Below are 11,972 nucleotides of genomic sequence, written 5' to 3'. Positions count from 1 at the left end.
ACGGCTTCAGGTAGACAGCCGGAATCTGGTCACCATCGGGTAGGTCGGATCCGATCGACCGCTGCCGAGCAGCGTCATCGACGGGACCTTGTGGCCGAAACGACCGGAGTACCAGCCGAGGATCGGGTCGGTTTCACCCCGGTGCAGCGTCCAGGACAGTCCGGCCGGCAGTTCGACGACAGCCGAGCCGGCGGACCACTCCAGACGTCCGGTCGAGCCGTCCAACTCCACGGACACCTCAGGTCCGAGGTGCCAGGCGATCCGTACGTCGGCTGCGGCGTCGAGGTGGTCCTCCACGCGGAGTACGCCGTGGTCCAGTACGGCGGTACGTCGATGCGTCACGGGAGCGTAGCCGTCGTGTTCGGCATCCCAGCTGCTCTCGTCGTGCCGGCGTACCGTGCCTGTCGCGCCGCGCAGCCACAGGAACGGGCCGCCCCAGGTGGACTGCTCGCTGCCCGCCACCTCGACGGTGTTGTGGGCGATGGTGGAGCGGAAGTAGTCCCGCCACTCCTCCTCGCCGTGGTAGCAGTACGTACCCGGGTCAGCGAGGATGTCGACGCCGTCGACGCGCACCTCGAGCGAAAGCGCGTCCGAGTGCGCGTGGGCCGCGATGGAGAGGAAACCGTGCGGACCGGCGTCCGCACGGCACCAGATCTCCGGACCAGTGTCTTTGCTCCGCAGAATGGTCAGTCCAGCGTCCCGGAAGTGGTCCGGTCGTTCTGCCGGCCGGTCTGGTTGCTGTGCATTGACCAGCGAGCCGACGATGACCGACGTCGCGGTAGGTGGGCTGTCCGGCCACCAGGGCGCTGCGCCGACCACGGCCGCGCCGAGGGAGAGGTACGCCGACCAGTTGCTGATGTCTGGCGGGTCGAGGACGAGTGCCATGCCTTCGTCGTCGTCACCCTGGCGTGGCGGCCGCAGGTTCGTGTCGACGATCGCTGCGGCCACGTCGACGGTGCGGGTCAGCAGGGCCCACGTCTGCGGGCTGAGCGGATGGCCGGCGAGGTCAGCCTCCAGAGCGGCGTACAGACCGAGCTCGGAGACGAAGCGGTGGTAGTCGGTGGCCAGCTCGCGGTTGACGCCGGACGGGAACGTGTTGGCGTCGAGTTCCTTCTCCAGCAGGGCTGCGGCATCAGCACGCCAGTGAGCGCTCTTGGTAAACCAGGGGAACGCGCAGGCGCCGACGAGCTGGCCGGCCGCTTCTGCGATCACGTGGTTGTTGGCGGAGGAGCCGTGGCTGCGGAACGCGGCGAGATAGCGCTGGTGCCAGTAGATCTGCTGGAGCGCCAGTTCGTTGTGCTCGAACAGGTCGGTGATCTCGGGCCAGTCGTTCAGCAGCCGGCGGATCCAGGTCCAGCTGATCAGGCGCAGGCCGAGCTCGATGCCGCTCGCCCAGTGCACGCCGGACAGGAACGGGTTCGAACGCCACCAGTCGTTGAGGTGGTCGGCGACGCGTTCGGCGTACTGGTCGTCGTGGGTCACGTACCACGCCGCGGCCAGCTGGGTGAGGTGGTGGTGACGGGACAGCTCCCACACCTGCTTGATGTTGCCGACCGCTTCTTCGTTGCGGTGGTTCAGCTTGAAGACGTACTGCGTCGGGTCGGAGCGGCGGCCCGTGGCCGGGTCGCGGAACCAGTCCGGTGCACGCAGGTCAGTGCGCTCGACGCTGAGGACTTCGAGGTTCCCGGCCAGGATGGCGTCGGCGGTCTCGATCACCGCCTTCCGCGCTTCCTCCGGTACGGCGCAGGCGGTTTTGGGCGGGAGCGTCGTACCGAACGTCAGGTCTTTGCGGAGCGGGAGGTGGATCGCCGCGTTCTGCCCGGGCCTGACGTGCTGGTAGGCCCAGGCAGTACGGCGTCCGGCATCGCGGGTTCGCCAGATGAGTTCTGTGGGGGACATCCGGCGGAGGCGGCGGACGTACCAGCCCAAAGGCTGGCGGCTCACACTTGCTCCGGTTTGCCACTTGCGAGACTGCGGTCGACGGCGATCGTCGCGCGGGTCGTGGCGACCAGCGCGTCGAACGGGATCGGCATCGGGCCGCCGGACTTCACCGCGGCGACGAAGCGTTCGAGTTCGGTGCGCTGGCCCTTGTCGGTACTGCGGGACTTGCGGGTGGACGGTTTGCGCCCGGTCCACAGCGAGGCGCTCTGGAAGTTGTCGAACCGGGCGTTCCGGCCGGCCCCGGTGATGTCGATCGTCTCCTTCGGGAAGCGCGAGTTGCCGCCGCCGACGTAGCTGATCGTGCCGACGGACCCGTTCGCGAACCGGAGCGTGACGACGACGTCGCCGGTGTCAGGTCCGGGTACGGCGTACACCTCGGTCGGGAGACTGTTCAGCCACCAGGTCAGCGTGTCGATGAAGTGGCCGCCCTCACCGGCGAACCGGGTGCCTTCCTTGCCGGCGTCGAGGTACCAGCTGGTGGAGTCGAGCTTGCCGGCGTTCACCAGGTAGCGCAGCGAGAAGCTGCCGCCCGGGTCGCCGAAGCGGTCCTTCAGGTCGGTCAGCAACGGCGCGAACCGGCGGTTGAACCCGACCATCAGCCGATCGTTGCCGGTGGCATCCACCGTGGCGACGATCCGGTCCAGCTCCTCGTCGGTCAGCGCCAGTGGCTTCTCGACGAAGACCGCCTTCCCGCTCTCCAGCGCCCGGCAGGCCAGCTCCGCGTGCGAACTGTGCCGGGTCACCACGAACACGGCATCCAGACTCGCGTCGGACAGCACCTCGTCCGCGGTGGTGGAAACCGCCTCGAACCCGAACCGCCGCTGCGCGTTGGCCGCCGACAACGACTTGTTGGTCGCCACCCGCCCCAAGACAGCCTGCTCGTTCTTCTGCAGATGCGGCAGCAACATGCTCGACGCGTAGTTCCCGGCCCCGATGAAACCCATCCGCACCCCACGACTCGTGGGTGCGGCAGGACGTGCCGTGGATGTCGCCGTCGGCGGTGCGGTGGCCTGAGGTACGTCGGGGTACTCGAACAGGAAGCCGACGCCTGGGTACGCGCCGCTGCTGAGCTTCTGGTAGACCTCGGTGGCGTCCGCGATCGGGAAGGTGCTGGCGATCAGGGAGCCGACGTCGATCTGTTCGCGGGCGATCAGGTCGACGAAGCATTCGAGGTTGCGGCGTTCGGTCCAGCGGACGTAGCCGGCCGGGTAGTCGATGCCTTGGAGCTCGTAGCGGTCGTCGTACCGGCCGGGGCCGTAGGAACGCGAGAACCGGACGTCCAGTTCCTTGTCGTAGTACGCGTTCCAGGGCAGGTCCAGCTTCGTCTTGCCGATGTCGACGACGCGGGCACGGTCGCGGGCCAGGCGGGCGGCTGTCTCGACCGGACCGTTCGAGTGACCGCCGGCGGCCAGCAGGATGCGGTCGGCGCCCAGACCGTTCGACGCCTCGAGCAATGCTCGCTCGAGCGACGCAACCCCTGCCTCGTCCGGCGACGAGCAGTGCAGCGCCCCGGCCTTCTCCGCCATCCGGCACCGGTCCTCGACCGTGTCGATCCCGAACACCCGGACCCCAGCGGCAACCAGCAACCGCACAACCAACTGCCCGACAAGCCCGAGCCCGATCACCACAGCCGTGTCACCGAGCTGTACCTCGGCCTGCCGCACGCCCTGCATCGCGATCGCACCGACCGTGGAGAACGCGGCCTGCTCAGCCGGCACGCCGTCCGGCACCGGCACGCACAGGTTCAACGGCACCCAGTTGTACTCCGCATGCAGCGCGAACTCGTTCCCCGCCGCGGCGACCAACTGCCCGACACTGAACTCCTCGGCCCCGGCGCCGACCTCGACCACCACACCACACAGCGAGTACCCGAGCGGCGTGTACGAGTCGAGCTTGTTCATCACCTTCTTGTAGGTGTTGAGCGCGCCCTGCTGGGCAACGGAGTCCAGCACCTTCCGCACCTGGTCCGGCCGGGCCTTCGCCTTGCCGACCAGCGACAGCTTGGCCTCGCCCACCTTCATCAGCTCGGTGCCCGTGGAGATCAGCGAGTACAGCGAACGGATCAGCACCCCACCGGGCGCACAGGCGGGCGGAGGCACATCCAGTACAGCCAGCTCACCGGACTTGTAGTTCTGTGCAACCTGCTTCATATCCGTCCTTCACAAAGAAGTAATGGTGACGCCCAAGGACCGCATGTGGCGGGTCCAGGTCTCCAGGGTCAGCAACTGCCAGATCTGCTTGGAGTAGTCCTCGCGCCCGGCCCGCTCGTCGTCGACCAGCTTCTGTACGGCGGCCTGCCGCAGGAACCCGCTCCCGACCAGCTCCCCGCGCAGCAGCACGTCGTCCACCAGTTCGCGCAGGTCGTTCCGCACCCACGCCCGCAGCGGCGCACTGAACGACGCCTTCGGGCGGTAGATGATCTCCTTCGGCAACCACGCCTCGGCCGCCTTCTTCAACGCGAGCTTGCTGACCCGGCGGTGGATCTTCTCGCTGCCCGGGATCGAGAACGCCGCCCGCGCGACGATCGGGTCCACGAACGGCGTCCGTACCTCGGTCGACGCCGCCATGCTGGACCGGTCCGTGTACGCGAGGTTCAGGCCCGGCAGGAACATCCGCGAGTCCGCGAGGCACATCCGGTTCACGTGATCGGTCAGGGTCGTGTCGTGGTAGATGTCGCTGTGCTCGGCGAGCAGTTTCCCGACGTACGGGTCCAGGTCCGGACTGATCAGGCCGGCGAGCTGGTCGGCGTCGTACATCGTGTAGCTGCGCCGGAACGCTTCCTCCTCCGGCAGGTTCGAAAATGTCTCGAACCGCTTGGCCCAGCGCGCGTACCGCAGGCCGCGACCGTTCACAGTCACCGGCAGCCGTCGTACGGCGGGCCCGATCAGACCGTTCCGCAGTACGCCGGGGAGCCGCTGGTACTGCGCTCCCATCACGCACGCGAGGTGCTTGCGGTACCCGCCGAACAGCTCGTCGGCGCCCATCCCGGACAGCAGCACCTTCACACCCGCGTCGCGCGCGGTGTCGCACATCAGCAGCGTGTTGATCGCGGCCGGGTCGCCGATCGGCTCGTCCAGAATGTCAACAATCCGCGGAAGCAACTCGACGACATCGGGCGCGATCTCGATCTCGTGCAGGTCGATCCCGAACTGGCGGGCCAGCTTGCGCGCGTAGATCGCGTCGTCCGGCATCGCCTCGAGCTTCTGGTCCTCGGCGCGGAACGTGATCGTGTACGAGTCGACGCCGGGATCCATCTGCTTCGCCAGCACGGTGACGAGACTCGAGTCGAGGCCGCCGCTCAAGAACGTCGACACCGGTACGTCGGCCACGAGGTGCGCAGCGACCGACTCCTCGATGACCTGGCGCAGGTCGGCGCGGGGGCCGGCCGCGGCCTCGCTGGCGACGTCGGTCACCCGCCAGTACGTCTCGTGCCGGCTGCCGCCGTCCGGCCGGAACTCGGCCCACGAACCCGGCGGCAGCTTCTCGACGCCGTCGATCGCGCAGCGCTGCTCGGGCAGCCAGTAATAGAGCATCGACGCGATCAGCGCGCCCGGTTCGGTGCGCAGTTCGGAGCCGACCGCGGTGACGATCGCCTTCAGTTCGGACGCGAAGATCACGCCGCCTTCACGGCGGAGGAAGTACAGCGGCTTGATGCCGAGCGGGTCGCGGGCGAGGTACAGGTTGCCGCTGTCCTCGTCCAGCATCGCGAACGCGAACATGCCGCGGAAACGTTTGAGCGCGTCCGGGCCCCAGCGGCGCCAGGCCTCCAGCACGACCTCGGTGTCGCCGTTGGTCCGGAAATGCACACCCGACTTGGAGAGTTCGGCCCGGAGCTCCTTGTAGTTGTAGAGCTCGCCGTTGTAGCAGATCGTCAGCCCGCGCTTGCTGAACGGCTGATCCGCGGCCGACGACAGGTCGATGATCGACAATCTGCGGTGCGCCAGGAAAGCACGGACGTCACCCTCGTCGAACGCGTACACCCGGTCGGCGTCCGGGCCGCGATGAGCGATCCGGTCGCTCATCGCCTCCGCGAGCGCGAAGCCGTCGCGCTGCTGGTAGCAGCCGGCGATGCCGCACACCGTCAGGACCCCGTCGCGTTGCGGATACCGGCAACTGTGCCGAAGTGGCTGACATGCCCGGTGAGGTGGTCGTACACCTCGAGGTACGCCTTCTGCTGGTGCCTCCACGCCAGTACCTGCTCGACGCGTTCGCGGCCGAGTTTGGCCATCCGGCGCCGGCGGACCTGGTCGTCGAGCAGTTCGACGATCGCGTCGCCGTACTGCGCCACGTCGTTCGGCTCGACGTACACCGCGGCGTCCGCGGCGGAGACCTTGGTCTCGACCAGGTCGAAGGCGACGACGGGGAGCTCGAACGCCATGTACTCCATGGTCTTGTTCATGGTCGACACGTCGTTGAGCGGATTCTTCGGATCCGGCGACAGGCCGAGGTCCGCGGTCGACATCACCGCGCGGACCGTCTCGTCCGGCACGCGGCCGGTGAACTCGATGTACTCGGTCAGCCCGAGCTCGTCCCGCAGCGCGACGACGTCGTCGAACGAGTCGCCGCCACCCATCAGCGTGAACGCGATGTCGGTCCGCTGCAGATTGTTGACAATATGATCCGCGGCGCGGACGACGATGTCGACGCCGTCCTGCGGGCCCATCACACCGATGTAGGTGACGAGGTAGCGGTGACCGCGGCGGAGCGACTCGTCCGCTCCGCCGCGGAGCAACTTGTCCGGGTCCGGCCCGGTGCGGACCACGGTGACGTCGTGATTCGCCTTGCCACTCCGCGTGATCGCGATGCGACGGTACGAGTCGTTCGTCGAGATGACGTGGTCAGCCTTACGATGCGTCATCCGCTCCAGGAAGCGCAATCCCTTGTACGGCAGGCTGTTCGTGCCGCCGAACCGGGACTGGAACAGTTCCGGGCACAGGTCGTGGTGGTCGAACACGAACCGGGTGCCGTCCAGGCGGCGCAGCAGCATCGCGATCGGCCAGAAGATGTCCGGCGGGTTGCAGGCCTGCAGCACCTTGAACTTGCCGGCCTTGCGGGCCCGGAAGACCAGACGGAGCGTGGCCAGGAACGAGTACGCGTACTCCCAGACGAAGCTGATCTTGCTGCCGCCCGGCGCGTACGCCTTGTACTTGTGCACGGTCACCCCGTCGATGACCTCGTACGACGGATCGCCGGGACCCTTCGGGCAGACGACCGTGACGTCGTACCCGGCCGCCACCAGCGCCTGGCACTCCAGCCAGACGCGGCGGTCGAACGGCACCCACAGGTTCTGGATGATGATCAGGACACGCGGACCGCTCACCAGCCCACTCCTTCGTATCCGGGCAGCGCCTCGACATCGACGCCGAGCCGGCCGCTCAGGTCGATGGTTCGCGCCGGCGGTGTTCTGAGCAGCGCCTCGACGGCGGGCTTGTCGGTCGCCGCGACGATCGCCAGGTCGGCGCCGGCCAGCGCCGCGTCGGGGTCGTCGGTGAGGACCCGCTGCAGATGCGGGAGCTTGGACGTGACGTGCCGCAGGTTCGCGCCGACCAGGCGGCCCGGGTTCACGATCGCGTCGTAGATCCGCAGGTTGTAGCCCTTGCCGATCAGCCGTTCGGCGAGCTCGACGTTCGGGCTCTCGCGGAGGTCGTCAGTGGCGTGCTTGAAGCTCAGGCCGAGCAGCGCGATCTCACGGCCGGGGCCGGCGATCACGCGGTCGACGACGTCGCGGACGCTCCGCTCGTTGGTGGCCAGCGTGCCGGCCAGCAGCGGGAGCTCGGTGTCGTTGATCCGCGCGAGGTGCAGAACGCTGCGCAGGTCCTTCGGCAGGCAGGAGCCGCCGAACGCGAACCCGGGCTTCAGGTAGTACGGCGAGATGTTCAGGCTGGTGTCCTGGACGAAGATCTTCATCACCTCGCGCGAGTCCACGGCGAAGTGCCGGAAGATCCGGCCCATCTCGTTCGCGAACGAGACCTTGGTGGCGTGGAACGCGTTGCAGGCGTACTTGAGTGCTTCCGCCGTACGAACGTCGACAATCTGCACGTCGACACCGAGGAACGCGAACAGGTCGGTCAGAGCGGTACCGACCTTCGGCGTGCGCGTGCCCACCACGACGAACGGCGGCTCGTAGAAGTCGGCGAGACCGGAGCCCTCGCGCAGGAACTCCGGGCACATCGCCGTACCGAAGGTGAGACCGTCCGGCGGCGGTACCTCGGCCAGCACCTGGGCGACCACCTCGTCGACGGTGCCCGGCGGGACCGTGCTCCGAATGACGATGCTGTGAAAACCCGACTCCGGCCGGACGACGACCCGCGCCGCCTCGGCGATGTCACGCACCGCACGCTTGATGTAGGTCAGGTCGGTACTGCCCGCCTGCGTCGACGGCGTACCGACACAGATCAGCGAGACATCGGCGCGCTCGAGCGCGAGCCGCGGATCGGTGGTCGCGTGCAACCGTCCCGACGTGGCACCCGCCGCGACCAGCTCGTCCAGCCCCGGCTCGACAACCGGGCTGTGACCCTGGGCGATCGGCTCGACCTTCGCTGTGTCGACATCAACCCCCCAGACGTCGTGCCCAGCAGCTGCCAGACATGCCGCCGTCACCGACCCCACGTATCCCAAGCCGAATACGGCAACCTTCATAACGCCCCCCACAGGCTCATGACGCGGCATCCCCACGTCCCCACGGCGCCCATGAGAGCGCCGGCCCCACCTCGCTGATACATGCCGGTCAAAATCTCGGCCGAATTTTGGGCTCAGCGTTTGCTGAGCAGGTAGTACGCGTAGCGCTCGTCGAGCGCGTTGTGCGGGACCAGGAAGCAGGCCTCGGGCTGGAAGCCGAGATCCGTCGTCTGGGTCCAGAACGTGTCGATCGGGTACGACGTCATACCGGCGGCGCGGGCGCCGCGATAGCGATGGCGGCGCGGGGCGGTGCGCCAATCAGTGGTCTGGTACTTCGTCTGCACGAACGCGATCCCGCCGTCCTTCAGAACATCATGCGCGATCTGCATGATCCGCAGTCCGTACTCAGGACTGGGAACCAGCTCCAAGACGTACAGACAGAGAAAGACATCGGCCTGCCCGACGTGCTCAGCGGCAGCTTCGGGGTTGCTCATGTCGGCGAGGACCGGCGTGAAGTGTGTCCCGGGTACCGCGGCCAGCTGGTGCCCGCACTCGTCCAGCGTCTCCTGGTTGATGTCCACACCGACGAACTCGTCGCAGTGCGGTGCGAAGGCGAGCGCGTTCGCACCACCGCCACAGCCCCACTCGACGATCCGCGAGTATTGCTCGTCGCGGCCGCGCAGTCGCGCCAGCCGCTGGAAGAGTTCCCAGTGTTCCTGTCCGACCGATGCCCAGTCCGTCGTCCGGAACACCTCGGCGTCCCGGAAGTGCGAGAATCCACGCCAACTCGTCTCCGCCGTGCCGTCGACCCAATACGCCTTCGCGTCGTCGACGAGCCGCTCCTGTGAGTGGCCGAACCCCAGCCGTACCGTCAACCGGTCCAGTGCTTCCCGCGCCAAGCTCTTCTTGTCAGCTAGTGGGCACACACCGTCACCTCCCAGAGTCGTAGCGCCTACCGGGTGCGGGAGGACACCGAAGAGAGCACCGAGCCCCACGGTCTGATACCCGAAATTGCGTGTATCAGGACGCGTCCCCGCGGATCTGTATGGCGACAGAGGCTGTGCTGGGGTGTGGGCTGGGGTGAGGGGACGCCGGATGAGGGTTCTGGTCAGCGGGGATCGCGGCTATATCGGGGCGGTGATGGTGCCGTTCCTGCGGGCTGCCGGGCATCAGGTGGACGGGCTGGACACCGGGCTGTACGAGGGGTGCGACCTCTTGGGCGGGCCGGAGCCGATCGGGACCCGGGTACCGCGTGACATGCGGGACGTGACGGCGGGGGAGTTGACGGGGTACGACGCGGTGGTCTGTCTGGCCGCGTTGTCGAACGACCCCCTCGGGCACCTCAACCGCGACGCCACGTACTCGGTCAACCTCGAAGGGACACTGAACCTCGCCCGCGCCGCGAAGGACGCCGGCGTCGGGCGGTTCCTGTTCGCATCTTCCTGCAGCCTGTACGGCGCCGCGGGGTCGGAGGCGGTCGCCGAGGACGCCGAGATGTTCCCGGTCACGCCGTACGGCGAGACGAAGGCGCTGGCGGAGCAGGAGCTGTCCAAGCTCGCCGACGACACGTTCAGCCCGACGTACTTACGGAACGCGACCGCGTACGGCGCCTCGACCCGACTCCGGCTCGACATTGTTGTCAACAATCTGACGGCCATCGCGCTGACGTCCGGCCAGGTCCGCCTGGAGAGCGACGGCACCCCGTGGCGGCCGCTGGTGCACATCGAGGACATCAGCCGCGCGTTCCTGACGGTGCTCGAGTCGCCGCGCGAGACGATCCACGACGAGGCGTTCAACGTCGGCCGCTCCGAGGACGTGGTCCAGGTCCGCGACATCGCCGAGATGGTCCGCGAGGCGGTCCCGGGGTCGACGCTGTCGATCGCCGACGGCGCCGGCCCGGACCTGCGCAACTACAAGGTCGACTTCAGCAAGCTCAACGACACGTTCCCGGACCTGAGGCTCGAGTGGACGGTCCGCAAGGGCGTCGACGAGCTGTACGACGCCTACCGGCGCCACGGCCTCACGCTCGACGACTTCAACTCGGCGCAGTTCGTCCGGCTGCGCCGCATCCAGCAACTGCTCGGCGCCGGCCTGGTCGACGACCAGCTGCGCCGCCAGACCGACGAGCAGTTCCCCGGCCCGAAGGAGATGAACTGATGCCTGAACTGGCAACGGACTCGGTCGCCTGCCACCTCTGCGGCGAACCGTTGACGCGGACGTTCGTCGACCTGGGCATGTCGCCGCCGTGCGAGAGCTTCCTGCGCGCCGACCAGATCGACAGCGGTGAGACGTTCTACCCGCTGAACGTGCGGATCTGCGACAACTGCCTGCTGGTCCAGCTCCCGGCGTACGTCGCCGCCGACGACGTCTTCAGCGACTACCTGTACTTCTCGTCGTACTCGACCAGCTGGGTGGAGCACGCCCGCCGCTTCGTCGTCGACATGCAGGAGCGGCTGAACCTGGACGAGAACAGCCTGATCGTCGAGGCCGCCAGCAACGACGGCTACCTGTTGCAGCACGCCGTTGCCGAAGGCATCCCGGTGCTGGGGATCGAGCCGGCCGCGAACATCGCGAAGATCGCGAACGAGAAGGGCATCCGCACCGAGAGCTACTTCCTCGGCGAGGCGACCGGCGCTGACGCGGCCGCACGGCATGGCAAGGCGGACCTGGTCGTCGGCAACAACGTGTTCGCGCACGTGCCGGACATCGTCGACTTCGCCAAGGGCCTGCGCGCGCTGGTGAAGGACGACGGCCTCGTGTCGCTGGAGTTCCCACACCTGCTCCGGCTGATCGAGAACCGCCAGTACGACACGATCTACCACGAGCACTACTCGTACCTGAGTCTCAAGACCGCGGCCGAAGCGCTCGACCGAGCCGGCCTGAAGGTCGTCGACGTCCAGGAGCTGCAGAGCCACGGCGGCTCGCTCCGGGTCTTCAGCACGCCGGCCGAGACCGCAGGTGAGCCCACCGAGCTCGTCGGCAAGGTGCTGCAGGACGAGGAGGACGCCGGCCTGCACAGCGTCGAGGGACACCTGGGCTTCGCGGCCGAGGTGTTCAAGATCAAGTCCGATCTGCTCGAGTTCCTGATCCAGGCCCAGCGGGACGGCAAGTTCGTCGCCGGGTACGGCGCTCCCGGCAAGGGCAACACGCTGCTCAACCACTGCGGCATCCGCGAGGACCTGCTGCCGTACACGGTCGACCGCAGCCCGCACAAGCACGGGATGTTCCTGCCCGGCACGCACATCCCGATCCACGCCCCGGAGCGCCTGGCCGAGACGCGTCCCGACTACATCGTGATCCTGCCGTGGAACCTGCGCGCGGAGATCGTCCACCAGCTCGGCTACGCACGGGAGTGGGGCGCGAAGTTCGTCGTACCCATCCCGCGCCTCGAAGTGATCTGAAGGCGTTGGGGG

At 67.8% G+C, this 11,972-nt stretch carries 8 protein-coding genes; 2 read left to right on the top strand and 6 right to left on the bottom strand.

The genetic code is table 11. The features are described from left to right. Positions 1-6 precede the first annotated feature (6 nt). The 6 genes from ACLJOO_RS16235 to ACLJOO_RS16210 form a co-directional block, all read right to left on the bottom strand. Positions 7-1,944, bottom strand: coding sequence for an alginate lyase family protein (locus tag ACLJOO_RS16235; RefSeq protein ID WP_410787990.1), 1,938 nt, complete (start codon positions 1,942-1,944; stop codon positions 7-9). After that, positions 1,941-4,091, bottom strand: a complete 2,151-nt coding sequence (locus ACLJOO_RS16230; RefSeq protein WP_410787989.1) for a bi-domain-containing oxidoreductase — start codon at positions 4,089-4,091, stop codon at positions 1,941-1,943. Before ACLJOO_RS16230 ends, ACLJOO_RS16235 begins: the two co-directional genes overlap by 4 nt. A 9-nt stretch (positions 4,092-4,100) precedes the next feature. Beyond that, positions 4,101-6,020, bottom strand: coding sequence for an asparagine synthase (glutamine-hydrolyzing) (asnB, locus tag ACLJOO_RS16225; protein ID WP_410787988.1), 1,920 nt, complete (start codon positions 6,018-6,020; stop codon positions 4,101-4,103). A gap of 2 nt (positions 6,021-6,022) precedes the next feature. Next, a complete protein-coding gene (locus ACLJOO_RS16220; RefSeq protein WP_410787987.1) occupies positions 6,023-7,261 on the bottom strand; it encodes a glycosyltransferase family 4 protein in 1,239 nt (412 codons plus the stop codon). Beyond that, positions 7,258-8,580 (bottom strand): nucleotide sugar dehydrogenase, encoded by a 1,323-nt coding sequence (locus ACLJOO_RS16215; protein ID WP_410787986.1) that lies wholly within the window; start codon positions 8,578-8,580, stop codon positions 7,258-7,260. The genes ACLJOO_RS16220 and ACLJOO_RS16215 overlap by 4 nt, the downstream gene beginning before the upstream one ends. A gap of 113 nt (positions 8,581-8,693) precedes the next feature. After that, complete coding sequence (locus ACLJOO_RS16210; protein WP_410787985.1) at positions 8,694-9,485, bottom strand: class I SAM-dependent methyltransferase; 792 nt, start codon at positions 9,483-9,485, stop codon at positions 8,694-8,696. Positions 9,486-9,654: 169 nt separating this feature from the next. On the opposite strand from ACLJOO_RS16210, the gene ACLJOO_RS16205 reads away from it, so the two are divergent. Together ACLJOO_RS16205 and ACLJOO_RS16200 are read left to right on the top strand one after the other, a co-directional pair. Further along, positions 9,655-10,716: an NAD-dependent epimerase/dehydratase family protein gene (locus ACLJOO_RS16205; protein WP_410787984.1), complete on the top strand. Its 1,062-nt coding sequence runs from the start codon at positions 9,655-9,657 to the stop codon at positions 10,714-10,716. Next, positions 10,716-11,960 carry a class I SAM-dependent methyltransferase gene (locus tag ACLJOO_RS16200; RefSeq protein WP_410787983.1) on the top strand — a complete coding sequence of 415 codons (1,245 nt, stop codon included), beginning with the start codon at positions 10,716-10,718 and terminating at the stop codon, positions 11,958-11,960. Before ACLJOO_RS16205 ends, ACLJOO_RS16200 begins: the two co-directional genes overlap by 1 nt. The last annotated feature ends 12 nt before the right edge of the window (positions 11,961-11,972 follow it).

This window comes from Kribbella sp. C-35 (genome assembly GCF_046549195.1).
Lineage (GTDB): Bacteria > Actinomycetota > Actinomycetes > Propionibacteriales > Kribbellaceae > Kribbella.
The sequence above is the reverse complement of the archived record's forward strand: the minus strand, read 5'-3'. Positions and strand labels throughout refer to the sequence as shown.